This window comes from Pseudoalteromonas phenolica, assembly GCF_005876835.1.
GTDB lineage: Bacteria > Pseudomonadota > Gammaproteobacteria > Enterobacterales > Alteromonadaceae > Pseudoalteromonas > Pseudoalteromonas phenolica_B.
Genome location: NZ_PPSW01000011.1, coordinates 147,609 through 172,813, shown reverse-complemented (window position 1 = coordinate 172,813; position 25,205 = coordinate 147,609). Strand labels below are relative to the sequence as shown.

20 protein-coding genes and 9 tRNA genes are annotated in these 25,205 nt (G+C 42.2%); 13 read left to right on the top strand and 16 right to left on the bottom strand.

Translation table 11 applies throughout. The features are described from left to right. Positions 1-59: 59 nt before the first annotated feature. Together C1E24_RS08130 and C1E24_RS08125 are read right to left on the bottom strand one after the other, a co-directional pair. Positions 60-135: transfer RNA gene (locus C1E24_RS08130), tRNA-Glu, on the bottom strand. A 40-nt stretch (positions 136-175) separates the two neighbouring features. Further along, positions 176-251: transfer RNA gene (locus tag C1E24_RS08125), tRNA-Ala, on the bottom strand. Between the two features lie 592 nt (positions 252-843). On the opposite strand from C1E24_RS08125, the gene C1E24_RS08120 reads away from it, so the two are divergent. The 8 genes from C1E24_RS08120 (at position 844) to C1E24_RS08085 (ending at position 3,244) form a co-directional block, all read left to right on the top strand. After that, positions 844-919: transfer RNA gene (locus C1E24_RS08120), tRNA-Val, on the top strand. A 22-nt stretch (positions 920-941) separates the two neighbouring features. Further along, a tRNA-Val gene (locus tag C1E24_RS08115) sits at positions 942-1,017 on the top strand. A 17-nt stretch (positions 1,018-1,034) separates the two neighbouring features. Then, positions 1,035-1,110: transfer RNA gene (locus C1E24_RS08110), tRNA-Val, on the top strand. A 22-nt stretch (positions 1,111-1,132) separates the two neighbouring features. Further along, positions 1,133-1,208: transfer RNA gene (locus C1E24_RS08105), tRNA-Val, on the top strand. Positions 1,209-1,224: 16 nt separating this feature from the next. Next, a tRNA-Val gene (locus C1E24_RS08100) sits at positions 1,225-1,300 on the top strand. 29 nt (positions 1,301-1,329) lie between these two features. Next, a tRNA-Val gene (locus C1E24_RS08095) sits at positions 1,330-1,405 on the top strand. Between the two features lie 20 nt (positions 1,406-1,425). Then, a tRNA-Val gene (locus C1E24_RS08090) sits at positions 1,426-1,501 on the top strand. Positions 1,502-1,612: 111 nt separating this feature from the next. After that, positions 1,613-3,244 (top strand): tetratricopeptide repeat-containing response regulator, encoded by a 1,632-nt coding sequence (locus C1E24_RS08085; protein WP_138480391.1) that lies wholly within the window; start codon positions 1,613-1,615, stop codon positions 3,242-3,244. A 180-nt stretch (positions 3,245-3,424) separates the two neighbouring features. Here C1E24_RS08085 and msrB read toward each other — a convergent pair whose 3' ends face one another. From msrB to C1E24_RS08055, 6 genes are all read right to left on the bottom strand, one after another. After that, entirely contained in the window at positions 3,425-3,865 is a 441-nt protein-coding gene (gene msrB, locus C1E24_RS08080) for a peptide-methionine (R)-S-oxide reductase MsrB (protein ID WP_058030784.1), read from the bottom strand. Positions 3,866-4,022: 157 nt separating this feature from the next. After that, a complete protein-coding gene (locus C1E24_RS08075) occupies positions 4,023-4,517 on the bottom strand; it encodes a DUF2919 domain-containing protein (RefSeq protein WP_138480389.1) in 495 nt (164 codons plus the stop codon). Between the two features lie 99 nt (positions 4,518-4,616). Continuing rightward, complete coding sequence (gene ligA, locus C1E24_RS08070) at positions 4,617-6,635, bottom strand: NAD-dependent DNA ligase LigA (protein ID WP_138480387.1); 2,019 nt, start codon at positions 6,633-6,635, stop codon at positions 4,617-4,619. A gap of 70 nt (positions 6,636-6,705) precedes the next feature. After that, positions 6,706-7,392, bottom strand: coding sequence for a cell division protein ZipA (gene zipA / locus C1E24_RS08065; protein WP_138480385.1), 687 nt, complete (start codon positions 7,390-7,392; stop codon positions 6,706-6,708). Between the two features lie 17 nt (positions 7,393-7,409). Beyond that, entirely contained in the window at positions 7,410-10,802 is a 3,393-nt protein-coding gene (locus C1E24_RS08060; RefSeq protein WP_138480384.1) for a chromosome segregation SMC family protein, read from the bottom strand. A 56-nt stretch (positions 10,803-10,858) separates the two neighbouring features. Continuing rightward, the gene (locus C1E24_RS08055) at positions 10,859-11,590 is read right to left on the bottom strand and encodes a TrmH family RNA methyltransferase (protein ID WP_138480382.1); all 732 of its coding nucleotides are present in this window, start codon (positions 11,588-11,590) and stop codon (positions 10,859-10,861) included. 277 nt (positions 11,591-11,867) lie between these two features. Here C1E24_RS08055 and C1E24_RS08050 point away from each other — a divergent pair, with 277 nt between their 5' ends. From C1E24_RS08050 to cysZ, 3 genes are all read left to right on the top strand, one after another. Further along, a complete protein-coding gene (locus tag C1E24_RS08050) occupies positions 11,868-13,940 on the top strand; it encodes a TonB-dependent receptor (protein ID WP_138480380.1) in 2,073 nt (690 codons plus the stop codon). A gap of 127 nt (positions 13,941-14,067) precedes the next feature. Continuing rightward, on the top strand, positions 14,068-14,364 hold the full coding sequence (locus tag C1E24_RS08045; RefSeq protein ID WP_138480378.1) for a hypothetical protein: 297 nt from the start codon (positions 14,068-14,070) through the stop codon (positions 14,362-14,364). A gap of 115 nt (positions 14,365-14,479) precedes the next feature. Beyond that, a complete protein-coding gene (gene cysZ / locus C1E24_RS08040; protein ID WP_138480376.1) occupies positions 14,480-15,211 on the top strand; it encodes a sulfate transporter CysZ in 732 nt (243 codons plus the stop codon). A gap of 73 nt (positions 15,212-15,284) precedes the next feature. Here cysZ and C1E24_RS08035 read toward each other — a convergent pair whose 3' ends face one another. Next, positions 15,285-16,601, bottom strand: coding sequence for a hypothetical protein (locus C1E24_RS08035; protein WP_138480374.1), 1,317 nt, complete (start codon positions 16,599-16,601; stop codon positions 15,285-15,287). A gap of 210 nt (positions 16,602-16,811) precedes the next feature. Between C1E24_RS08035 and C1E24_RS08030 the strand changes: the two genes are divergently transcribed. Beyond that, on the top strand, positions 16,812-18,812 hold the full coding sequence (locus C1E24_RS08030; protein WP_138480372.1) for a spermidine synthase: 2,001 nt from the start codon (positions 16,812-16,814) through the stop codon (positions 18,810-18,812). Positions 18,813-18,823: 11 nt separating this feature from the next. Then, positions 18,824-19,549: an SIR2 family NAD-dependent protein deacylase gene (locus C1E24_RS08025; RefSeq protein ID WP_138480370.1), complete on the top strand. Its 726-nt coding sequence runs from the start codon at positions 18,824-18,826 to the stop codon at positions 19,547-19,549. A 294-nt stretch (positions 19,550-19,843) separates the two neighbouring features. Here C1E24_RS08025 and rlmM read toward each other — a convergent pair whose 3' ends face one another. The 7 genes from rlmM to C1E24_RS07990 all read right to left on the bottom strand — a co-directional run bounded on the left by rlmM (position 19,844) and on the right by C1E24_RS07990 (position 25,205). Continuing rightward, entirely contained in the window at positions 19,844-20,929 is a 1,086-nt protein-coding gene (gene rlmM, locus C1E24_RS08020; RefSeq protein WP_138480368.1) for a 23S rRNA (cytidine(2498)-2'-O)-methyltransferase RlmM, read from the bottom strand. A 22-nt stretch (positions 20,930-20,951) separates the two neighbouring features. Beyond that, the gene (locus C1E24_RS08015; RefSeq protein ID WP_138480366.1) at positions 20,952-21,320 is read right to left on the bottom strand and encodes a DUF423 domain-containing protein; all 369 of its coding nucleotides are present in this window, start codon (positions 21,318-21,320) and stop codon (positions 20,952-20,954) included. Beyond that, positions 21,313-21,939, bottom strand: a complete 627-nt coding sequence (locus C1E24_RS08010) for an alpha/beta family hydrolase (protein ID WP_138480364.1) — start codon at positions 21,937-21,939, stop codon at positions 21,313-21,315. The genes C1E24_RS08015 and C1E24_RS08010 overlap by 8 nt, the downstream gene beginning before the upstream one ends. Continuing rightward, positions 21,936-22,832: a transcriptional regulator GcvA gene (locus tag C1E24_RS08005; protein ID WP_138480362.1), complete on the bottom strand. Its 897-nt coding sequence runs from the start codon at positions 22,830-22,832 to the stop codon at positions 21,936-21,938. The genes C1E24_RS08010 and C1E24_RS08005 overlap by 4 nt, the downstream gene beginning before the upstream one ends. Before the next feature lie 51 nt (positions 22,833-22,883). After that, on the bottom strand, positions 22,884-23,738 hold the full coding sequence (gene kdsA / locus C1E24_RS08000) for a 3-deoxy-8-phosphooctulonate synthase (RefSeq protein WP_138480360.1): 855 nt from the start codon (positions 23,736-23,738) through the stop codon (positions 22,884-22,886). 119 nt (positions 23,739-23,857) lie between these two features. After that, positions 23,858-24,658, bottom strand: a complete 801-nt coding sequence (locus tag C1E24_RS07995; protein WP_138480358.1) for a tetratricopeptide repeat protein — start codon at positions 24,656-24,658, stop codon at positions 23,858-23,860. A 172-nt stretch (positions 24,659-24,830) separates the two neighbouring features. Continuing rightward, positions 24,831-25,205 (bottom strand): SirB2 family protein, encoded by a 375-nt coding sequence (locus C1E24_RS07990; RefSeq protein WP_138480356.1) that lies wholly within the window; start codon positions 25,203-25,205, stop codon positions 24,831-24,833.

Sequence of the window (25,205 nt, the reverse complement as noted above, 5' to 3'; positions counted from 1 at the left end):
AGACTCTTACCATACGAGTATACTTAACTTCCCTACTCCATTCGAAGAAGTAGCGAAAGTGGCGTCCCCTAGGGGATTCGAACCCCTGTTACCGCCGTGAAAGGGCGGTGTCCTAGGCCTCTAGACGAAGGGGACGCAAAAATTGTGTTCTCTAGGACAATTGCACTTAGAAGATTGGTGGAGCTATGCGGGATCGAACCGCAGACCTCCTCGCTGCCAGCGAGGCGCTCTCCCAGCTGAGCTATAGCCCCTTACCTTGGGCTTATCTAACCTTTCAGTTAGTCACCTGTATCGCTGAGTGCGGGGCGCATTCTATGCACCCATAAAATTAAAGTCAACATTTTTTCTTTAACTTTTTACTGTTCGCTTTAAAAAACAGCAAACAGGCGCATATATAATCACAACAACCGTTTTTAGGCAACTAAACACTCTCTATATCATCACCATAGCACTCAAATTGCTTTGCTTTACGCTCTGTTGCACTCAGTGATTATCAAGAGCTATGGCATTTTATATTTCACCTTGGCATTTCAACTCATATAAAGCATCTAAAATTAGCTTTTTTGAATAAGTTTAGAAGGTTTTATTGTAATTTAAGCTGCTAAGACAACCCTTAGATCAAATTCCTAATATCAAGGGTTTTAACCTGGGTTCATTCTCAATGAGTCAATTTTCTTGGTTTTTTAAGCGTGAAAATGCATTAGCTATATAATGAAGAACAATTGCAATTTGATGATAAAATCCGCAGACAGACCAAAATTGTAAATTCAGCTATTGACTCTGTTGCAAGTCTCCCTATAATACCGCTCCACAACGACACGGTAACGTGTTGTTTTTAGATATGGGTCGTTAGCTCAGTTGGGAGAGCATCGCCCTTACAAGGCGAGGGTCACTGGTTCAAGTCCAGTACGACCCACCACATATCTAAACTTATCTATAATGGGTCGTTAGCTCAGTTGGGAGAGCATCGCCCTTACAAGGCGAGGGTCACTGGTTCAAGTCCAGTACGACCCACCATTATAGAGCTGTAATATGGGTCGTTAGCTCAGTTGGGAGAGCATCGCCCTTACAAGGCGAGGGTCACTGGTTCAAGTCCAGTACGACCCACCATATTACACACCATTTTCTAAATGGGTCGTTAGCTCAGTTGGGAGAGCATCGCCCTTACAAGGCGAGGGTCACTGGTTCAAGTCCAGTACGACCCACCATTTAGAAACACTTTGCGGGTTGTTAGCTCAGTTGGGAGAGCATCGCCCTTACAAGGCGAGGGTCACTGGTTCAAGTCCAGTACAACCCACCACTTATCTGGTTCGCAAAGTACATTGATATGGGTCGTTAGCTCAGTTGGGAGAGCATCGCCCTTACAAGGCGAGGGTCACTGGTTCAAGTCCAGTACGACCCACCATATCAAGCTTATAATTATGTGGGTCGTTAGCTCAGTTGGGAGAGCATCGCCCTTACAAGGCGAGGGTCACTGGTTCAAGTCCAGTACGACCCACCACATAATCCAATCTTAAATTCTTAATCTTACTCTGTTTTATCTCCAAACTATTTAAAAAAGCCCATTAAAGGTCTAGACTGTCATAAGCCCTTATCGTTACTAATTTATTCAATGAGCTTAAACAACTTTAGCAATATCAAGCTGTTAATTGTCGAAGAACAGCCGCTCGCGCTGAGCCACCTCAGGCGCTCTTTAGAGCAGCTACAGTTTAAGCATATCTATATTGCCGAGCATGCAATTGCAGCAACTGAACTTTGTGCCAGTGAAAAGTTTGATCTAATTATTTGCTCATTTGACTTAACCAAACGACAAAACGGTTATCAGCTCTACGAAGAGTTAAAAAGTAAAAACCTCATCAAAAACACCACAGCTTTTATTTTTGTCTCAGCAGAAACCAGTGGCGAGCTTGTTCATAGCGTACTTGAGCTGCAACCCGATGATTTCTTAGTTAAACCATTTTCAATTAAAGAATTAAAAACTCGGCTTACTCGCGTATTAAAGCGAAAATCTGCGCTGAAACAAATTTTTACTTTAATTGATGATGGCAATGATTCAAAAGCAGTTAAATTTATCGACAAAGAACTCGATAATAATGACAACACCTACAGTCCAATTATGCTCAAACTCAAAGGTGAGGCATTACTTAGATTAAAACGGGTTGATGAGGCTAAAAAATTCTATAAATCAGCGCTTTCTTTACAAAAATTCGCTTGGGCTAAAATTGGCCTAGTAGAAGCTTTAATTGCAAACAAAGAACATGTGCTAGCTCAACGTATGCTAAAGACTATGTTAGAACGTTCAGAAACTCGATTGGTTGCGCTCGACTTACTTGGTCGCCTTGAAATGCAATTGAATCAATTTGAAAACGCACAAACATTTCTTCAACAAGCATCTAATATGGCGCCTCGTAATATCGAAAGACAGAAAAGTTTAGGTCGAGTTGCATCAATCAATCATGATTATGAATCGAGCTACAACGCGCATAAAGACATTGCTCAGTTCGCTAAACACTCCATTCATGATAGCCCTGAAATCTATTTAAATGCAGCTAGGGCGGGCATCGACTTTGCCTTAGCCACTGATCAAACAGAGCAAATTAATCGCATCACACGACAAACACAAAAATATCTTGGCGATTTAAAAAAGCAATTTCCAAATGCCGATAATCAAACCCAGTTAGATGTTTTAAACGCGCGTATTCACTACTTAAAAGATGAGCACCAAAAAGCGATTCAGCTCATTAATCAACTAGAAGATGAACCAACAATACGATCTATCGATGCAGCTCTTGATAAAGCAAAAGCTTGTCATGAACTAGGGATGCAGCACAAGGCTCAAGATTTATTCACACAGATCATACAACACTGTGAGCGTCATAAAGACATTAGTGACCCCACTACCCTGCACTATATCCACCAGCAAAAAACAGAGAAGCAAGACATTACCATGGGCCCGAAAGAGCTTAACAACCATGCAGTGACTCAGTTTAACCGCGGTAGAATTGATGTCGCGCTTGAAGCATTTACGCAAGCGTTTAGAGTCATGCCGAAAAATGCCAGTATTGCTCTTAATTTGGCGCAATGTTTATTAGACAAAAACCACCAAAAAGAAAACACCATCAACACCCCATTACTCAAGAAATGCTTTGCACTTTTAAATAGTGTGGATTTAGAAACAGATCAGAAAGAGCGTTTAGGCAAGCTGAAAGTCACCTGCGATGAGCTGGGACTTTCATTAGAATAGTACCAATCCTCAATAATACGCACTCATTTTGAGGGACTAAAACTGACGCTAACTTCGTTGAAAATTTCTTATTTAGAATAACTAAACAGCAAAATTACCGCCTCGTTATCGACAAGTTTTCCTTGCCTCAAAATAGAACGCTTAATTAAGAGGATTGGTATAAGCTTTAACTAAAATATATTACGCTTTTGTCATTGATAACGCATTTACACAATAGCGCAAACCAGTTGGTGGTGGGCCATCGGGAAATACATGGCCGAGGTGTGCGTCACACACATTACAAACAATCTCGACTCGCTGCATGCCATGGCTGTTATCGCCAATATATGCTATCGATTCTAAATAAGCTGGCTTTGTAAATGACGGCCAACCTGTGCCACTGTTAAACTTTTCGTCACCTGAAAACAGTAAATTATTACAACATGCGCAGTGATAATCCCCCGCTTCAAATACGGTGCAACTGCCACTGCTAAAGGGCCTTTCGGTGCCTTTATTGCGGGTAATATAGAAGACTTCTGGGTCTAGCTCTTGCTGCCACTGCTCAGCGGTTTTCTCAACTCGATTTTTCGGCTCTGGATTACCAGCGTTCGCGTACTTTAAAACATCTTGCCAGGTCAGCATAATTTACTCCTCATACCAATCCGCTTAACTAAGTGATCTTTTTTTAGGCAAGAAAACCTTGTTGGTAGCAAGGCAAAGAGTTCGTTATTTAGTTGTTCTAAATAAGAAATCTTTAACGCAGCTATCATCAGGTTTAATCCCTCAAAATGATTAAGTGTTATTGCGAATTGGTATTATTATCTTGTTTTTCAGGCTCAGGCCAATCATTAAAAAAGTAGCTTAAATAGCGACTTTTGAGCAAATACAATATCACCCACAACAAGAGCACCATTTGTACTGCTAAAAACATTGAAAACTGGTAATACGATTGTGATGCTTGATAGATCAACCAAGTTAAGTCTAAGCATGCACAAAGTAATAATGGCCAGCGCATGTGCCGCCAAATTTTGGCTAACTTCTGAGAGCTGGTTGGTCGGCGAAGTGAATAAATTACAGTCGGCACAATGGCAATGGCCCCTATGCCTAACGCCGTAAAGAAGTGGAATTTAGAAACAAAGAACAGCGACATAAAGTCGATATCGGGACGTCTTGCCAATGCAGAGAATGTCCATAAAAAATAGGCACGCAACAACACCACTAGCGTCAAGTTAAAAGCCAGTGGCGTTCGATAGACGCCGTATTTATCCCAATATTCTGGGCCGTAATGTTTCATAAATGTCCTACCCCTCTATGCAGAGGAACTACTACAAAAACGCGGTCGTATTGACCGCGTAATTACTAGTAAGTGTATTTCTATAATTGCTGCTCGGTATTACTCATGTTCAGCGAACAAAGCGATTAAGGCATCTTCATCGAGTATTTCAATACCTAAATCTTGGGCTTTGGTTAGCTTAGAACCCGCTTTTTCCCCTGCAACAAGGGCATGGGTGTTTTTAGAAACACTGCCTGCCACTTTTGCGCCCAGAGCCTGCAAACGCGCTTTCGCATCGTTACGATTTAGCTGACTTAACGTGCCTGTAAGCACATACGTTAACCCTGCAAGCGGCTGTGCATCCGCAGACTTCTGTTCTATTTGCGGCCAATTGATGCCAATTTCAAGTAGCGCGTTCACAACGGCTTGGTTATGCGGCTCATTAAAGAAAGCATGAATGTGTTTGGCAACCACAACGCCCACATCACTAACCGTTTGTAAGTCATCCGTGCTCGCGGCCATTACCTTTTCTAGCGTTAAATAGTGGTTTGCCAGATTCTGCGCGGTCGCTTCACCCACTTCTCGAATGCCTAAAGCATATAAGAACTTTGCCAGAGTCGTTTGCTTTGCCGCTTCTAAGGCGTTAACTAAGTTCAACGCCGATTTTGGCCCCATTCGCTCAAGTGACTCAAAATGACCTTGCTTTAAGATAAATAAGTCAGCAGGTGTTTCAATCAACTCTCTATCAACAAGCTGATCAACAATCTTATCGCCTAGCCCATCAATATCAAATGCTTTACGTGATGCAAAATGCTTAATCGCCTGCTGACGTTGCGCTTGGCACACTAAGCCACCTGTGCAACGGGCCACGGCTTCGCCTTCAATACGCTCGACATGTGAACCACATACAGGACATGTTTCAGGGAATACGATGTCTTTGGCATCATCAGGGCGGCGTTCTAGCACCACTTGTGTCACTTGAGGTATTACGTCACCCGCTCGGCGAATAATGACGGTATCACCGACTTTTACGCCAAGGCGCTCTATTTCATCGCGGTTATGAAGCGTTGCATTAGACACGGTTACGCCACCAACGAAAACAGGCTCTAAACGTGCTACCGGTGTAATTGCACCGGTACGACCTACTTGGAATTCAACATCCAGTAACTGAGTAATTTCTTCTTGCGCAGGAAACTTAAAGGCAATGGCCCATCGCGGCGCTCGTGCTACAAAGCCAAGCTGTTGTTGATAATCTTTGCGGTTTACTTTGATCACCACGCCATCGATTTCATAGGCAAGGCTTGCACGACGCTCAAGAATGTCTTGATAATACGCCATTACTTCTGTGGTGCCTGTCACTAAGCGGGTCTCTGGGCACATTGGAAAGCCCCAATCTTTGAGCTTACTGAGTTGTTCAAAATGCGCATCAGGCAACTCTACCCCTTCAACAACACCGGTTGAGTATGCATAAAACATCAGTGGGCGTTTGGCGGTAATTTTAGAATCTAGCTGACGTAAACTACCTGCTGCCGCATTACGCGGGTTCGCAAAGGTTTTTTCACCTTTAGCAAACGCCGTTTCATTTAATTTTTCGAAACCCGCCGTATCCATAAATACTTCACCACGTACTTCGAGTTCAGCCGGAATATCATCACCACGTAAACGCAGCGGTACGTTACGAATGGTTTTAACGTTCTCTGTGATGTTTTCACCGACTTGACCATCACCGCGTGTTGCCGCCTGCACTAACACGCCATCTTTATACAAGATAGATACCGCTAGACCATCTAGTTTTGGCTCGCAACAAAAGTCCAGTGGCTCACTCACTAACAAGCGCTCTTGAATACGGCGATTAAATGCAGTGAATTCTGCTTCATCAAAAGCATTATCAAGAGACAACATCGGTACTTTATGGGTCACTTGAGAGAACTTGCTCAGCGCTTCCCCACCGACTTTTTGTGATGGCGAATCAGGTGTAAGTAATTCAGGGTTTGCTTGCTCTAGTGCCATTAATTCACGCATTACTCTATCGTATTCTGCGTCTGGCACAGTTGGGTTATCTAATACGTAATACTGGTAGTTATATTCTTCTAATTGCTGTTTTAATGCATCTATTTGCTTAACAATTGTCTCTGACATCTCGACCTCTAAAAACAAAAAGCCACCTAGCGTGAGCTTGGTGGCCTAAAAAATCATAACGCGCTAATCATTAAGCAGCGAATTCGCGAACCTTTTCAACATAGCTGCGAACCGTTTCAACACTTAAAGGCTGACGTTGGTGATCAAGTACTGTAGCACCAAACTCATCAGACAGTTTCTTAGCAGCACTGTGCAGCATATTAAAGGCAGCTAGGCTATCGCCTTCACATGGCAGCGTCATAAATAAACTCACGCCCGCAGTGCTAAACTGCTCCATGTTATCAATATCGAATGTACCCGGATTGAACATGTTCACTAAACGGAACAATACAGGACCATTGCCTGAAGGCTCAACATGACGGTTAAAGAAGCCTTCATCAGAATATTTAAAGCCTAAGCTCAAAACACAAGGTAATAGCTTAGAGCCCGCCATTGAAAGACCTTCTGGCATTTCAATGTGCAAAATAATAAAGTCTTGTGGTTCAGGGGCTGCTGTCGGCGCAGCATTTTGCTGTTGCTCTTCAACAACTGGCTCTGCAGTAGGCTCTTCATCTACCGCTGAAAAATTCATATCACCCAGTTCAGGCTCATTGTCTTTCGCTGGGGCCGCAGGCTCAACTTTAGGCTGTGGTTTCGGAGTATTATCAGTTTGTTCTGGTGTTTCTTTTTTTCTTACTGACCATAAGCCGTGGATCAATAAACCGCCAATAACTAGCGCACTGATCACGATTAATGCCCATCTTAATTCTTCGGCCATTACTCACCTTTATCTTGCTACGTTTGTGCCATTTGCACTGCTTGTTCTATGTCTACGGCAACCATACGCGAAACACCCGGTTCGGCCATGGTTACCCCCGTCAGTCTACCCGCCATTTCCATGGCGATTTTATTGTGACTAATATATATAAATTGCACCGATTGTGACATTTCTTCGACCAAACGGCAAAAACGCACGACGTTGGCGTCATCAAGCGGTGCATCAACTTCATCCAGCATACAAAATGGCGCTGGATTTAGCCTAAATATTGAAAACACTAATGATAATGCGGTCAGCGCTTTTTCTCCACCACTTAAAAGGTGAATTGTTGAGTTTTTCTTGCCCGGTGGCCTTGCCATAATCGCCACACCGGCTTCTAACAGGTCATCTGAGGTCAACTCAAGATAAGCTTGACCGCCCCCAAACACTTTCGGGAACAAGCCTGCAAAGTCTTTGTTTACTTGGTCAAAGGTTTGCTTAAAGCGCTGCTTGGTTTCTCGGTCTATTTTACGAATAGCACCTTCAAGGGTTTCGAGTGCGGCAGTTAAATCATCAAGCTGCTCGTCTAAGTACGTTTTGCGCTCTAGGGCTTGGTCATATTCTTCAATCGCAGCGAGGTTAACCGCGCCTAAGTCTAATAACTGCTTGGTGGTATTTTGTAACTTTGACTGAAAGCTCACCAGCTTAGGGTTTTCAGGCAGGCTTGCCAAAATTTCTTTGAGTGTTTGCTGTAACTCTTCAAGGGGTTCTAGCATCAACTGCGCTTTAATCATTAGCTCTTGCTCTGCTAACTTAAGCTGCTGAAGCTGATTTTGTTTTTTCGTAACGCCCGATTGTGCGTCTTGCAAACTCGCTTGTTTATCTTGCAGTGCTTTTTGGGCTTGCGCTTTTTGCGCTTGGCATTGCTCAAGCTGAATTTCGATTTCTTGATGCTGCTCGACTAAAATCTTCAACTGCTCTTCACACTCAAGCAATGGCAGTTGTTGATCTTCTAATTGCTGCTGTAAGGTTTCAAGCCGCTCTAAGGCGCTATTTAACACGCTCTGACTATGTTGCTGCTTTGTTTGCTCCAGTTGCCACGTATTTTGTACTTTTTGCAACTCAAGCTCTGCCTGATGCAATGCTTGCTGAGCCGATTGCGAGTGACTTGCGGCCTGAATATAGGCCTGCTCTTGTTCATCAGCCTGAGCTTGTAACTCAATTTGCTGCGCTTGCAGTAACTCAAGGGCAGCCTCTATATCAGCAATCTGTTGTTTTTGTTTAGCAATAGGTGCTGCTTGCTCACTTAATTGTGCTTTAAGCGAGTCTTGCTTTTGTTGATATTGTTCGAGGGTTTGCTGCCAATTAGCATGTTGCTTATCTAATAGCTCGGAGTGAGTTTGTGCCTTTGCCATACCCTGAGCGATTTGGTGAATACTGGCACTGTTACTCTCTATTTCTTGTTGTGCTACTTGTAAACGAGTTTGTAGTGCTGCTTTTTGCGCTTTTGTTTGCTCAACGTCAGAAATTAATTTTGGTAATTCAGCATTAAGTTCGTTTAATTGCGTTTGCTGTGTTAATAAGCCCACTGAGGTTTGTTTAGACTTACTAACTCTAAAGTTCTCACCAAATAAGTTACCTTCGCCATCAACGGCCATCCACCAGCCTTGCTCAGGGGTAAATCTCTGACATTGTTTAAGTAATTGGATCTGGTTTAAAAATGCCGGGTAAACCTGCCCCTCCAGTAAACTTGCAACTGAGCCCTCGCGAGGCGCTTGGGTGTTATCCCAAACACCATGCTCAGTGGTGCTTTCGCTCACAGGCAATAACGTCATGCCAAGTATCGCACTTTCAACAATCGCTGCATCACTCGCCGTAACGGATAAGGTTTGCAGTAACGTCTGCTGTACGTCATCGCTCAGTGAACTAAGCACATTCTCTAACGCACTGATATTTGCTTTGCAGCTACTGACCTTTTGTGCGCACTCACGCTCTTCAAGCTCGGCCTTTGTATAATGAGTCAGTGCTTCATCTAAAGCCGCAGCCAGTTGCTTGGCCTGCGATTGAAGCCCTGCCATTTGTTTCGCAAGCTGATTAAACTCTGCTGTTGCTGCATCGAGCTCTTTTGTGACTGATTGGCTTTGCTGCTGTTCAATTTGCTTTGCCACATCAGCTATATTTGCCTGCAAGTGAGTCAGCGATAACTCTGCTTGCTTAAGAGTTTGTTCTGCCTGTTGCAAAGTTTGGCGCTGCTCAGATATTTCATGCTGCCCTGCATTTAACTTCGCTTGTTGTGCTTTATGTGCAGCTTGTGACGATTCAAAGGCACTTTGAGCTTTTAATAACGCGTCTTTCGCTTGTTCAAGACCTTGCTCTGTCGCTTGCTGTTGCTCGGTAAACTCAGTTTGCGCATGCTGCAGAGTTTGCAGTGCATCTTGTGCTTCTTTAAATGCTTGCTTTTGTTTATCTATATCAGCTTGTAGTTGTGTTTTTTGTTGCTGTGCACTGAGTTTTTGTTGCTCAAAGCGAATTATCTCGGTATGAATACGATGCTTTTGCTGTTGTGTGTCTTCTAGTTTATGGGTGTCTTGTTCAAGCTTTGCTTCTAATGCTGAAAGCACATCAGCATGACCTTGATGGGCGTCACTAAAAAAGCGGATTTGTTTTTCAAGCTCAGCGATTTCAGCTGCTTTTTGCTGTTGTTGTGTGTTTAGCTTTTGCCATTTAATGACTGCGACTTGGCCCTTAAGCAAACGCTCATCTCGCTTAAGCTCACGATATTGCTTAGCTTGCTCTGCTTGCACTGCGAGTTTATCAAGCTGATTTTTCAGCTCTTGGCGCATGTCTAGCAGGCGCTCTAAATTGTCGCGGGTACTTTGAATACGGGTTTGCGTTTCGCGGCGTCGCTCTTTGTACTTAGAAACACCGGCGGCTTCTTCTAAAAACACTCTGAGCTCTTGTGGGCGGCTTTCAATTAAGCGAGAGATCATCCCCTGTTCAATTATCGCATAACTACGCGGCCCAAGGCCTGTGCCTAAGAAAATATCAGTGATATCGCGTTTACGACACTTGCTGCCATTGAGAAAATACAATGACTGGCCATCTCGGGTTACTAAACGCTTAATCGCGATTTGATTTCGATTTGCAAGACTGCCTTGTAACACACCTGAAGTATTATCAAAGAAAAGTTCTACCGAAGCTTGAGAGACTGGTTTACGGTGTGTTGAGCCGTTAAAAATAACATCTGTCATGGCATCGCCACGCAGGTTTTTTGCGGAGCTTTCACCCAACACCCAGCGCACGGCGTCAATCACATTAGACTTACCACAGCCATTGGGGCCGACCACACAGGTCATCTGATCTGGAAATGGGATCTTGCTGGGCTCTACAAATGATTTAAAGCCAGCAAGCTTAATATGGGTCAGCCGCATGATTTGTTAGGGTTACTTTAGTTAATTGAAAACAATAACAAAATAATCTTCAAAGATTAAGCGCGTCTTTTAATGTTATCTAGGATGATACCAGTCGCCATGGCCACGTTGAGCGACTCTGCCCCACCGAAAGCGGGAATGGTGATCTTTTGATTAATGTAAGGCGCAACTTGTTCACGAATACCATGAGATTCGCTGCCCATTACCAACACCCCTTTTGTAGCAAACTGAGTTTTATGAACGCTTTGACCACCAAGGTATGCGCCATAAATATCGCCGTCATAGTCCGCTAAAAATTCCGCCAAGTCAGTGCGGATCACATTCACACGAACAAACGAGCCCATGGTCGCACTAATCACCTTAGGATTAAAATGGTCAGCACAATCTTGGCTAACCACGATTTGCTTCAAACCATACCAGTCAGCCACGCGAATAATGGTGCCTAGGTTTCCGGGGTCTGATACTCCATCTAGCGCTAATACGAGGCCTGATGTGTCTATGCTGCTTTGCTCTGGCATAGTGACAATGGCAATGGCCGCATTGTTACTCACTAAAGTGCTCGCTTTACTTAAACTCTCTTCATCGGCTTCAACAATGTCATCGGCAAGAATCTTATCGTTATGGGCTGCAATAAATGCAGGTGAGGCAAATAACTGTTTTACAGGCACATTGGCAGCAAACAACTCAAGGATATTTTTTTCTCCTTGCACTAAATAGCAATTATGTTGTTTGCGATATTTTTTCTGCGCCAATGCACGCAATAATTTTAGTTGGTTTTTAGAAATCATAGTTACCCCACAAAAGACGTTCGAGATTATACCTGATATTTATAAACACAAACAGATTGCGACCGTTCAGCGTCAGAACTGCTTGTTTTGATCTAAATAGTTACTACTGATAATTATTTGCATTTACATTTAATGAGCTTGTACCTATAATCCCCGCCGTTGAATTCTCTGCACTTATATATTCAACAGTCAACTCGACGAGCTCGGCATGCGCATCCATACCAAGTATCGGTAGGAAAGCCGACCTATATCCAAAAATTATTGAGAGGATCTCATAATGTCTAAGAAGTTTACCAAGCACTTAATTGCAGCTTCACTATCTTGTGCGTTTTTAAATACAGCTGCATTCGCTGAAGATGACAACACAGCTCATGAATCAATGGAAACCATTGTTATCATGGGTGAAAAAGCTGATAGAACTTTAAAAGATACCGCTTCTTCTGTGTCAGTAATCAATGAAGAATTACTTAAAACATTGACTCATTTAAGCGTTACTTCAGCAGTCTCTGAAATTGCCAATGTGGTTGTTAAACCAGGCGCTTTACCTGACATTCGTGGTGTATCAGGTAATGGTGCTGCCGCAGGCTTTAATGGTGTAACAGGGGGTGCTAAGGGCCGTGTTTCAATTTTAGTTGATGGCATTTACCAACCTTATATGGCTGACTTAACCGGTGACTCAGGTATCTGGGACGTAGAACAAATCGAAGTATTTCGAGGCCCTCAATCAACGACTAATGGCCGAAACAGCATTGGTGGCATGATCTTCATCAAAACCAAAGATCCAAGTTTTGATTGGGAAGCTGCAGGTAGACTTGGATACCGTAATCAAAGTGATTATATTGATACTTCTGTGATGGCATCAGGCCCTATTATTGAAGATGAATTAGCATTTAGGTTCACAGCGCAAGGTCTTCAGGGTAATGATTATGATAACAGCATCATTCACCCAACCCACGACCCTGAATTTGATTTAGACAAACTCAAAACCACGCGTTATGGCACTAAGCTATTGTGGAAGCCAAAAGCCCTTGAAGGGTTTTCTACTATGCTAAGTTTCGACAGCAACAGTGAAGAAGGCAACTCAGGCCGTCGTTATTTTAGAAATGACGATCCTTGGGCCTTCGTACCAAATTTCGAAAGAAATATGGACACAGATACACGCACAACAAAATTAAATGTCGACTACACAATTGATAAAGACAGCAGCGTCGATGTGTTGTGGGCATATATGGATCACAGGTGGGGCTTTAATTCATACGAATTAGTTGAAGCGAGAAATCAGCTACTGATTATGAATGAAAAGAATGTGACTTTTGATGGTAAGTACAACTTTGGTTTAGGTGATGCAGCGCTTAAGGGTTTTATTGGCCTGGCCTATTTTGAGCGAGAGCAGGATTACCAAAGCCATACAGGCTTCTTATATCAAGGTAACGACAGTAGTGACTCACGCGCAATCTATGGTGAAGTCAGTTACAACATCAATGAGCAATTCAGTGTGATCTCAGGTCTACGTGTAGAACAAGAATCACAGTTCCGTGATTACATAGAAAATGCGATGGAAGGTGAACAACTGGTTCACCGCTCTCGCTCTATACTTGATCAAGAAAATACTATTCGCTTACCTAAAGTGGTTCTGCAATACAAGATAAATGAACAACATACCGCAAACATCAGTGCACGCCGAGGCTATAACTCTGCCGGTGGTGCTTTTAACTGGATGACGCAGCAGTACTATTATTACGATGCTGAATATGTGAACACCTACGAAGCTGGCCTAAGAAGCTCACTGAATGAGGGCAATGTTAACTTCAGTGCCAATGTGTTCTTTAATGCCTACCAGGGCTATCAAGCTGTAGGCCCTAACAGAAATATTGATAACCTAGCGCGTGTTGATACTTATGGACTTGAGTTAGAAGTGTCTGCAATGCTCTCTGACAATGTACAAGTGACCGGTGGTCTAGGTCTTCTTGAGACTGAAATGAAAGATGGCACTGAAACCTTCAAAGACTTAGATGGCAAAGAGCTCAACTCAGCACCCAAAATCACCGCCAATGCAGGTGTAAAGTATTGGGTTAATGATGCCTTCAATGTCGGTCTTTCTGGTAATTATGTTGATGAGTTTTTTGGGACATTTACGAATGAACCAGAAAAGAAAGCGGGTAACTACTCTTTGGTTCGAGTGCATGCCAACTATGAATTGGAGAATTGGCTATTCAATGTATTCGTGAATAATGCGTTAGATAGACAAGCTGTAACTCACCGTTCCCCTGCAAATGCCCGTGACCCATATGGCAACGCCGGTATTATTGACCCTCGTACTTTCGGTATTTCAGCGACTTATACTTTCTAATCGCTATTAAAAGCTTGAGCTAACACAAAGGCGGGTTACTTTACTCGCCTTTTTCCTTTCTTTTATTTGGACAGTAGATCCGCATAACGCTACACTATTCGCGTTTTTATTAAACAGCTTATCGACTATGACACCTGAATTTGCAATTATCGCGATTAATTTTATTGTTCTATTTGTTGCCTACTTTTATGCAAACCCAAAATATGCGGGCAATGACTTTAAGAAGATCTCTCTACAAGATTTAATTGCATCGGTGATTTCTTTGTTTGTCGTCGGCTCTGTGTACATGGGCTCCTCTCAAACTTTCACTTTAGTTTTCACTGAAGTTAACTGGGTATGGTTTACCTTGGTAAGCTTCTCAGTCATCGAGCTGCCCTTTTTTTTATGGTATGCAAAACGTTACAACGTTGAATTACCTAAATAACCTTATTGCTGATCGCAAGCTTCCACTTTGACATAGTTTGTTACCATAAGCGCTAGTCGCTGTCTCTGGAACACTTTATACTAAAAACGTGTACATATAATTGTTGAGGCTAGTTGTGCAGTTAGGCAAAGGTATTGAGTATTTCATTGCTGGGTTTTCGTTAATAACCCAAAAAGGATTAAAGCGCTTTGTATTTATTCCATTGTTTATTAACGTTTTGCTATTCGGCGGTTCTTTATTCTTTTTATATGATTGGTTAGTCCAAGGCTTTGAATACATCAACAACTTGCTACCATCTTGGCTGAGTTGGCTTGAATGGCTAATGTGGCCGATTGCTATCTTAGTGATCTTGTTCTCCTACTCCATGGTTTTCACTGTGATAACCAATTTCATTGCCGCACCTTTTAATGGTTTACTCAGTGAAAAAGTTGAACTCTATTTAACAGACCAACCTATCAATGACGATAAGCTGTCTGATACCTTAAAAGATGTACCGCGTATGCTTGGACGAGAGTGGACTAAGCTTTGTTACTATCTTCCTAGGGCAATTGGTTTCTTTATTTTACTTTGGATACTCCCTGTATTCGGGCAAATCATGTGGGTGCTATTTACCTGTTGGATGTACAACGTACAGTACAACGACTATCCTTTTGATAATCACAAGATTCATTTCAAGCAAATGAAAGACGACCTAAAAAGCGAACAGGGGTTATCGTACGGGTTTGGTTTTGCAGTATTCGTACTCACCTCAATTCCTTTCGTAAACTTGATCGTAATGCCTGTTGCGGTATGTGGCGCAACCAAGCTATGGGTTGAAAATTATCGTAAGAACTATCGCGAAGTTTAACTCTGTGTAGTTTAAACTTCGATAAAAAAATGGCGACCTATTGGTCGCCATTTTTAGTGGGAGTCTAGTTTAATTAGTGATCATGCTCTTCAGCTTCAAACGCACCTACCCAAGTAAGGTTCGCGATTGGCTTATCAAAATGCTGAATTTCAGTGCTTGTTTTTGCTTCAGTGTCTACCGCATAAAGGTGCTCACCATAAGCGACATACACAATGTGGTGCGCCATGTTTGCAATGATCTTAGCTGTAGCACCCTCTTCAATTCCTTCTAGCACTTGAATACGTGCTTCATTTTCCCACTCGTGTTCGCCATGGAAAATATTTAAGTAACCTTGGTCATCTAACACTAATGCATTACCTGTCTTAGCATTACCTGCGTATGCAAGATACTTTTCAACACCTTCTGGTTGCCATGCAAAAGCTTTGATTTCACCAGTCTCTAAGTTAACTGAGTAAGGACCTACGCGAGATAAACCAATCACAGTGTGGTTTTCAGGGTGACCAATAAATTTACCTATACGAACACCTTCTGGAAAACCTTCTGGATAAGCAATGTGCTTTGAAGTAAATACTTCTGATTCTTCTTCAATCGCAACGATGCCATCGGTACAACCGAAAGCGACAAACTCTTCTGTTTGAACGCTACCGTGAAGACCTGAGCACTTATGTTCAAATTCTTGCTCTTGATGGAAGTGATCATCATGCAGCTCAAATAATGCAATTTGATCTGGTAACGTGCCTTCGGCATCAGCATCACGTAATGTTGAAATTACATATTCACCACGAATTTCACCGGTACCATGCATGAAAGTATTAAATTCATGATGAGCATCAATTTTTGCTTCAGTAATGCCTTCATCTGAAATTAAAGCAAAACCTGCATCTGCTTGAGTGTCTTTGTCACCGTCAAAGAATACCAATGCATGCTCACCACCTGGTACATAATGCGTTGGCTTTGTTTCTGTTAATTCAAAGCTCACAGCCTGGACATCTTCTTGTTCTAGATGGAAGTGGTCATCATGGGCTTCTAAGAAAATACCGCCATCAATAAATTCAACATGGTTATGATCACGCTGAATAGCAACCACATAGCGACCTTCCGGGCTCGCATAAAGTGCAGAAACAGGGTTAGTTAAAGTAACTGTTTCTAATAGTTCATTGTTTGTAAGGTCATAAACTGATACATCACTTTCATCAGCAAATGAAACAGCAAGTCGGCCTAGTGGATACTCAATTTCATGCTCATGATCGCTACCAGAGCCTTCGCCCGAACCTTCACCTGAACCCTGATCGACTTGTTCAGTCGGCGTGATTTCTTCAACTTTACTGCTATTACCACAGCCACTTAGCATGGCTAATAAGATTGCACTGCTTAATAATTTTAATTTCATCTAAAACACCAGAGAGATAATATAACAACACAAATGTTACCTTATATCATATACATATTAAAGTACCTGTTTAAGAAAATGAGATTAAATATCATTTATAAAAGACAATTAACATTGCTCGGGTTATAAGCAGTTAAACTCCATTTGCATCTATGAATACAACACTCTAAAGTGCGCAATAATTAATTTTCCAAAGAGAAAAGGCTCTGCATGCTAGCCACTGTTGTGATATTCATAAGTGCTTTCTTGTTATTTCAAGTTCAGCCATTGTTAGCTAAATCTTTACTGCCCGTGTTTGGTGGTGGCGCACAAGTTTGGACAACCTGCTTACTGTTTTTTCAAACCTTTTTACTCGCTGGCTATTGCTATGCACACCTGCTGGTTAAATTTCTTGATATAAAAAAACAGCAAATTGTGCACTTGAGTCTCTTACTCGTTAGCTTACTCGCTTTACCTTTAGGTCTATCTGATAGTGATATTAAGGAACAAGCTTCTCCAGAGTTCGCTTTGTTACTTAAACTTGCACTGAGCGTAGGTCTACCTTATTTTGTGCTTGCTGCAACTTCGCCATTATTACAAAGCTGGCAATCTCAATCCCTCAACAGCAAAGTGTACAAACTCTATAGTTACTCAAACATTGGCTCTTTTTTAGCGCTACTCAGTTACCCGTTTGTATTTGAACCTTGGCTAACACTGTCAGCACAATCTTGGGCTTGGAGCCTTGTTTATGGCGTGTTTGTCTTATTATTTTCAGGTTTTATTGGCTTAGCACTTAAACAAAACAATTACACTCAGGTGCAATCAAATGAAAGTACTTCGACACTGGATAAGCGTCTGCCTTTGTGGCTATTGCTCAGTGCCTGTGGAGTGATCATGCTAACGGCAACCACCAGCGCGATGACACAGAATGTATCGCCTATTCCTTTTTTATGGTTGCTGCCTTTATCACTCTATTTACTGACGTTTATTCTATGTTTTCACTCAGCTAAAATTTACCAACGCTGGTTTTGGCTGGCGGTGTTCGCATTCAGTAGTTTTATTGGATTGATGCTGTTCTTTATTGGCAGCCAACTCGATTTACTCAGTCAAATTGTGCTCTATTCAACCGTGTTATTCAGTGCCTGTATGATCTGCCATGGCGAGCTTGAGAAGACCAAACCGCATCAGTCCAAACTGACGCAGTTTTATTTAATGATGTCTTTAGGTGGGACTTTAGGCACTGCAGCGATTACTTTCATCGCGCCAAAGGTTTTTACTTTGTTTTATGAGTACCCTCTGGCTTTAGGGCTTGTATTGGCGCTTTTCATTTATTCTATAATAAGTACAGAGCAGTTTGCAAAAAGCCGTAACATGGTGCTTGTAGCTAGCGGCGTACTAGTATTACTTGCCCCGACTTTTATCTGGCTAAACAGCCAATTTACCAACCATGACACATTGAGATTGCGTAACTTTTATGGCTTATTGTCGGTCAAAGAAGTGTCTGTCAATGGGCAAATGGAACGTCGCTTAATTGATGGCACCACTTCTCATGGTACTGAGATCATTGAACCCACTTACTTACGAGGCCAGCCACAAAGTTATTACCGCTTTGAAACAGCGGTGGCTCAACTACTCAACAGTCAAGCCAACGGTGCGCAAGTGGGCTTTATCGGCTTAGGTGCAGGTACGCTGGCAGCTTATGGTAAGCATCGTGATAACTATACGTTTTACGAGTTAAACCCAAATGTTGTGGCAACGGCACAAAGTCACTTTAGCTACTTAAATAACAGTAAAGCTCAGATTGAATATGTGGTTGGTGATGGCCGAGTACAACTTCAAAAACAAAAAGAGCAAGGCCAAGCAAACCGATTTGACGCCCTTGTCTTAGATGCGTTCAGTGGCGATGCCATTCCTATGCACCTGTTAACGCTTGAAGCCATGCAGTTATATTTATCGCAACTTAAAGAACATGGCGTTTTAGCAATACATATCTCTAATAGTCATTTAGATCTCACGCCTCTCATGCGCGGCCTTGCTGACGAGCTGAAACTCAAAGTGCATTTCTTTGAAACAAAAGCCAAGCAAGCGCATGAGCACAACACACACTGGGTCACTTTAACCTTTGATGAGCAGGCAATTGAAAGCTTTAAGCATCTTCAAAGCCTTTGGCCAAATCAAAAACCAACATTTATTTGGCGCGATGATTACAGCAACTTGATGTCAGCACTTTAGGAGTAAACCAAATGACGAAGACTGACAAAACTTTATACATCACTGGCGCAGGCGTCAGTGCTGAAAGTGGTATTCCCACCTTTCGTGGTGAAGATGGTTTTTGGACGATTGGTAGTCGCAACTATACGCCACAACAAATGGCGACCCGTGATATGTACATGCACAACCCTGGTGAGTTTTTAAAATGGTATTACAACCGTTTTGCTACTTACCGCCACCACGGGCCTAATAAGGTGCATCATTGGCTTGCCGACAAAACCTTGATCACACAAAACATAGACGGCTTAGATGGTAAAGCTGGTAATCCAGATTACATTTCAATACATGGTCGATTAGATCAAGTCACTTTATTTCATCACCAAGGCGATGATGTTGAGCGTATTAAAGCCCCTTGGGATGAGGTGGATGAGGCAAACCTCGAAAGCTCGCTGCTTGAGTTATTTAAAATAGGTAAAAATGGGCCAATTTTAAATGAATCATTAAAACCTTATGTGCTGCTGTTTGATGAATACTACACTGAATTATACGAAATCAGCCGAGCGCAACAGCAGATGCTAGACGCTGAGAAAATGGTGTTTATGGGGACTTCGTTTAGCGTCAATATCACCAATATGGCATTAGAAATCGCCCGCCATAACAACATTCCAGTAGAAGTAGTCGACCCGAACCCGACTCATATTTTACATTCTCAGGTTGAGTACTTTGCTATGACAGCCCAAGAGTATATCTCGCGCTAAAATAATACCAATCCGCTTAACTAAGAGGTCTATTTTGAGGCAAGAAAACCTTGTTGGTAGCACCGCTCACGCGTCCTGCTAACGCTGAGGTACCTACATCCATGTAGGCAAGGCAAATATTTCGTTATTTAGTTGTTCTAAATGAGAGATATTTAACGCAGCTATCATCAGGTTTAATCCCTCAAAATGGTTAAGTGTTATTGCGGATTGGTATAACCTAAGCTTCAAATACAAAAAAACCCTGAACTTGAATAAGTCAGGGCTTTATTATTTTTATAAAAACTGCATTAAACGTTAGCTGAACAGTTTTTGTGGGATCTTGTGTATTTGCACTTGTACTGTGATCTCTTCACGGTCATGGTATAAATGTTTGGCTTGCAAAGTATACTCAATCTCGTACTTAGGTAACTCTTCTCGAATTAACTCTAGGCACTGATACACCTCTTCAAAGCGTTTCTTCATGGGTAGCTTTAGGTTAAAGATTAACTCGCTAGCAAAACCATTTACCATCCAATCTAGCATTAGGTTTGTTACTTTCTTTGGCTTTTCTACCATATCGCATACTAACCAAGTGTTATTGCGCTTTTCTGGTAAATACTTAAAGCCATCTTCTCTGAAGTGCTTCACTTGACCTGAATCCATTAAATTCTGATTCATCGGGCCGTTATCGATAGCAGCGACAAACATGCCTCGGCGCACAAGTTGGTAAGTCCAACCGCCCGGGCACGCACCTAAATCAACTGCACGCATACCTGGTTGAACACGCTGTTCCATTTCTTCTGGTGGCACAAAAACATGAAAGGCTTCGTCTAATTTTAACGTCGAGCGGCTCGGTGCATCACTTGGCATACGTAGACGCGGAATACCCATAAAGAAAGGCGAGTTATTACTCGGAAAAGAGTAACCCACAAATGCCGTGTCGTTTGCTAAAAACATCACATGTAATACAGGGCGGTTCTTCTTCACTGCACGAGTCAGTTTATTTTGCTTTTCTAGACTTTTCGCAAGCGGCGTTGAAAACTTCTTACAGAATTTTGAAAGCTCTTTGCCTTCATTGGTGTCTGGGGTTTCTACACGCAATTCACCGCACAGTGGAAAGTCAGCCACTACGGCTTTTACTTCACTGACGCGATCTTCTATCGACATTTTGCTGACGAATACACCTGCAAACCACTGTCTTGCGAATACCAAGCTTTGAAAATCGATTTTCTTAATGAGCAATTCGGCATCGCTTGCTGCATAAGTTTCAAAGCTCACATAACCGGTATTTGGTTTGGCTTTTACATAGCCTGCAACACCTTGTAAGGCTGCATGATGGTTAATTTCAGCTGCGGCATCACTTTCAAAGCCACTACGACAATAAATCACAACACTCGACATAGGTGTTCTCAAATCTCTTTAATTAAAATTTATGTTTGGCTGCTTTAATCATCAGAAGCAACCAACCTAAAATAAAGCACACGCCACCAATAGGCGTAATCGGGCCTAAAAAGCGCCACTCAGTCAATGCTAGCAAATATAAGCTGCCACTGAATAAAATGGTGCCGAGGGTAAATAACCAACCTGAAGCATTCAGTTTTAAACCTTGTTTAATCAGCATCGCCACTAAAATCAGGGCTAAGCCATGAAACATCTGATATTCGGCAGCCGTTTTGAAAATATCGACCGCATACTCAGAGGCATGTTTTTTCAAACCATGAGCGGCAAAGGCACCTAGCATCACTGATAACATGCAATATACACTGCCTATCAATAAAAATAGTTTAGTCATTCAGGTGTTGCTCTATAAATTCTGCGGTGGCTTTTGCAGCGTCCAGACGATGTGTTTCTTCGCTAAAGCCACTTTTCTTGCGCGGTTTTAGTGAATGATCGCCATCGGCAAAAAATTGAAACGCTGGCGCTTTAGCAAATGACATTTGCGCTAGCTCAGCTTGCGTACCAAAGGTATCTCGCTCACCTTGCAACACTAAAAACGGGCAAGGAATATCAGCAAAATGATCCGTTCTCAGTTTTTCCGGTTTGCCTGGTGGGTGGAACGGATAACCCATAGCAATCACGCCTTTTACAGGTAAAGAATGCTCTGTCACTAACAATGAAGCCATTCTGCCGCCCATTGATTTGCCACCGATAAATAGAGGTAAATCAGCATCGACTGATGCTAATGTTTTGCTGAAATAGGCGAGTAACTTAGGCGCTCTATCCGGTGGACGGCGCTTACCGGTTTCTTTGGCAACTTGCATATATTCAAAATCGAATAAGCCAACTTGAATGCCATGATCAGCCAGCTTATTAGCCATATCTTGCATAAACTCAGAGTCACTACCAGCCCCTGCCCCGTGGGCAAAAATAAATTGTGCTTTGGGGTTATCAGCTTTAATCCATTGGATCATTCTTGTTCCTCTTGCTCAACCATGCTGAGCATCCATTCTTTAAACGAAACGATTTTACCTAATTCAGCTTGCGCTTCTCTGACCACAAGATAAAACGCGTTTTTACTTTCTAAACTGTGACTAAATGGAATAACTAAGCGGCCCGCATCTAAATCAGGTTTTGCTAATACACTGTTACCTAGTGCAACGCCTTGACCGTGAATTGCAGCTTGTAACACCATGGATGAGTGGCTAAAAATAGGCCCTTGATTCACTGGTACATCACGTACCCCAGCGGTTTTCATCCACGCTTTCCAAGGTCTACGAGAGGTATCATGCAACAAAGTGTGTTGGCTTAAATCTGATGGTGCATGGAGCGGTTTAGGTCCTGTTAGTAGAAACGGACTACATAAAGGCACCAAATATTCTTTGTGAAGCTGATAGGCCTCTACCCCGTTCCAGTTACCACGGCCATAGTAAATAGCCACGTCTACGTCATCGGTTAACGAGTTTTCTTCATCGTCTTGGGCTTTTATTCGCACATCAATTTCAGGGTGAAGCTCATGGAACTTACTTAATCGAGGTACCAACCATTGAATGGCAAAGCTTGGTGTTAAACATACCGTTAATGACCCTTTTGCGCCACGCGCTAATAACCTATCGGTGGCATCGACCAACTGATTAAAAATTTCTTTTATGTCTAAGTAATAACCCTGTCCTTCTTCAGTCAGAAGTAAGGAGCGGTTTTTACGCAAGAAGAGTTTTAACCCAAGGTGCTCTTCAAGGGTTTTAATTTGATGACTGACAGCAGCTTGTGTGACATACAATTCTTCTGCGGCTTTGGTAAAGCTCAAATTACGTGCCGCAGCTTCAAAAGCTTTTAGGGCGTTTAATGGCGGGAGTCTTCTAGACATAATTCTTTAAACCAAACTAAAGAGCAGCAAATTTGCTGCTCTTTATAATTATTATAAGTCGGCTGCGCTTGTATCTAGTGGTTCGAAGCTTTTCACTAAATCGTCCACCGCTTTCATTTGCTTTAAGTAGCCTTCTAACTTAGCCAATGGTAATGCACAAGGGCCATCACACTTTGCTTCGTTTGGATTTGGGTGTGCTTCAATAAATAAACCTGCTAGGCCCAACGCCATACCGCTGCGTGCAAGTTCAGTTGCCTGAGCACGACGACCATCGGCAGAATCAGAACGACCACCAGGGCGTTGTAACGCGTGTGTTGCATCGAACATGACAGGTGCCATGTGCTTCATGTCATCCATGCCCAGCATATCAACCACTAGGTTGTTGTAACCAAAACTACTACCACGCTCACATAAAATAACTTGGTCGTTGCCCGCATCATTCAGCTTTTTGATGATATGACGCATTTCATGTGGCGCTAAGAATTGCGGTTTTTTCACATTAATCACAGCGCCAGTTTTTGCCATCGCCACAACTAAATCTGTTTGACGTGCTAAAAACGCTGGAAGTTGGATAATATCAGCCACTTCCGCAACAGGAGCTGCTTGAAATGGTTCGTGCACATCGGTGATCACAGGGACATTGAAGGTCTTTTTAACCTCTTCGAAAATCTTTAGACCTTCTTCCATGCCTGGACCACGGTAAGAGTTGACTGAAGAGCGATTTGCTTTATCAAAAGATGCCTTAAATACATAAGGGATGTTTAGCTTGCTGGTTACTTCAACATAGTGCTCAGCAATTTGCATTGCAAGATCACGCGATTCCAACACATTCATACCACCAAATAATACAAACGGTTTGTCGTTTGCCACTTCAATATCTGCAACTTTTACGATTTGCGTGTTCATAATTTTCCTAATTCTTTTAATAATAGAAATCTAATAGATGTCTATTCAGGAGCCTGTAGAGCATGCTTTAACGCCACACTAAACTTGGCATAAATATTAAAGCCCGCTATTTATTCTTATTAGTGGACTACATGATTGTAGTCTTGTAACTCTTCAATTTGATGCTGAATAATCTCAATCGTTGGATCGTCCGGGCATTCATCAACAAAAAACTGTAAATCAGCTTTAGCTAATTTGGGGCAATTTATCTGATTCAGTAGATACCCTCTATCGCGACGTTCATATGGATCGTCACCGATTAAGTCCATCAATTGTTCAACGCAACTTAATGCATGACCAAACTTATCTGCAGTAATAAACGCCCATTTCTGCTGAGCGAGATATAGCTTAAATGCTTCTTCACCTAATAATAATTCGTAAGGCTCTTCGTCTTTACTGTCGTTTTCGGGATTGATATACCAAGTTTGGTTGCCGCCACAAGGCTCTACGATATACCCTTCTTCAGCACTTAAAGCGATATGAACCATGATATCACCTTGATGAAATACCATGTTCACATCAAGCTGTGCACGTTGCAGTAAATGCGTCAAAATCAAAGCAAGAGAAGTGGCATTGCCAGTGCGCATTTTCAATACATGATTGACACTATTTAATTTGTACTCAACTTCGTTTTGATTGCTGCCACTGAACAACCAACGAGTATAAAACGCATCTAAAAGCGCATCGATCAACGTATGTGTTTCGGTATGTTCGCGACATAATTGATCAACAGCTAATTCAAGTTCTGCAAGCTGGCAGTAACTCTCTTCTAGATTTATCTGCGCATCCCACTGACGCTCAGCGTCGATGCATCTAAATAATGTATGCTGTGGTATGTAGTCTGCACTACTGTCTTGTTCATCGAACCAGATATCAGTCATAAATACCAACGACCTTAACTATTACTCTTACTTATTAATCGGCTAGTCTAACATTTTTTATAGGAATTAATGTAGCGCCTTATAGAAGTAGTTTTTGTTAATTGATTTAGAAAGGGTAATACGGGTATAAAAATGAGGAGAGATTGAGTAGGCATAGCCTACTCAAAGAAACTTAAAGTAAAAATGACGCTTTGCTACCCGCTAAATAGCCAATTAGAAGTAGCGAGATAGTTGCAGCTGTCAGTGCGATAACCTGAGTTTTAAACTGTGTCGATTTAGCAACCACAAAACCTAAACCTATATAAGCAACCACTAAAACAATTTTTTCAGTCAGCCATGGTTGTTGTAATGGATTCATACTCGCAACAACTAACAGCGCGACAGCAGAAACCAATAATAAAGTGTCTATAATGTGACTACCAATAAAAACGAGTTTATTACTGGCGAGTTTCCCCGACATAAAACGAGATACAGTTCTCGTGTAGAACAAAATAATACTCAACAGTGCGAACATCACATGAGTGTGTTTGATTGCAATATATTCCAT

Bases quoted from the DNA above. Each gene is read 5' to 3' on its own strand.
- C1E24_RS08085 (WP_138480391.1), top strand. From the start codon at position 1,613: ATGAGCTTAAACAACTTTAGCAATATCAAGCTGTTAATTGTCGAAGAA.
- msrB (WP_058030784.1), bottom strand. From the start codon at position 3,865: ATGCTGACCTGGCAAGATGTTTTAAAGTACGCGAACGCTGGTAATCCA.
- C1E24_RS08075 (WP_138480389.1), bottom strand. From the start codon at position 4,517: ATGAAACATTACGGCCCAGAATATTGGGATAAATACGGCGTCTATCGA.
- ligA (WP_138480387.1), bottom strand. From the start codon at position 6,635: ATGTCAGAGACAATTGTTAAGCAAATAGATGCATTAAAACAGCAATTA.
- zipA (WP_138480385.1), bottom strand. From the start codon at position 7,392: ATGGCCGAAGAATTAAGATGGGCATTAATCGTGATCAGTGCGCTAGTT.
- C1E24_RS08060 (WP_138480384.1), bottom strand. From the start codon at position 10,802: ATGCGGCTGACCCATATTAAGCTTGCTGGCTTTAAATCATTTGTAGAG.
- C1E24_RS08055 (WP_138480382.1), bottom strand. From the start codon at position 11,590: ATGATTTCTAAAAACCAACTAAAATTATTGCGTGCATTGGCGCAGAAA.
- C1E24_RS08050 (WP_138480380.1), top strand. From the start codon at position 11,868: ATGTCTAAGAAGTTTACCAAGCACTTAATTGCAGCTTCACTATCTTGT.
- C1E24_RS08045 (WP_138480378.1), top strand. From the start codon at position 14,068: ATGACACCTGAATTTGCAATTATCGCGATTAATTTTATTGTTCTATTT.
- C1E24_RS08035 (WP_138480374.1), bottom strand. From the start codon at position 16,601: ATGAAATTAAAATTATTAAGCAGTGCAATCTTATTAGCCATGCTAAGT.
- C1E24_RS08030 (WP_138480372.1), top strand. From the start codon at position 16,812: ATGCTAGCCACTGTTGTGATATTCATAAGTGCTTTCTTGTTATTTCAA.
- C1E24_RS08025 (WP_138480370.1), top strand. From the start codon at position 18,824: ATGACGAAGACTGACAAAACTTTATACATCACTGGCGCAGGCGTCAGT.
- rlmM (WP_138480368.1), bottom strand. From the start codon at position 20,929: ATGTCGAGTGTTGTGATTTATTGTCGTAGTGGCTTTGAAAGTGATGCC.
- C1E24_RS08015 (WP_138480366.1), bottom strand. From the start codon at position 21,320: ATGACTAAACTATTTTTATTGATAGGCAGTGTATATTGCATGTTATCA.
- C1E24_RS08010 (WP_138480364.1), bottom strand. From the start codon at position 21,939: ATGATCCAATGGATTAAAGCTGATAACCCCAAAGCACAATTTATTTTT.
- C1E24_RS08005 (WP_138480362.1), bottom strand. From the start codon at position 22,832: ATGTCTAGAAGACTCCCGCCATTAAACGCCCTAAAAGCTTTTGAAGCT.
- kdsA (WP_138480360.1), bottom strand. From the start codon at position 23,738: ATGAACACGCAAATCGTAAAAGTTGCAGATATTGAAGTGGCAAACGAC.
- C1E24_RS07995 (WP_138480358.1), bottom strand. From the start codon at position 24,658: ATGACTGATATCTGGTTCGATGAACAAGACAGTAGTGCAGACTACATA.
- C1E24_RS07990 (WP_138480356.1), bottom strand. From the start codon at position 25,205: ATGGAATATATTGCAATCAAACACACTCATGTGATGTTCGCACTGTTG.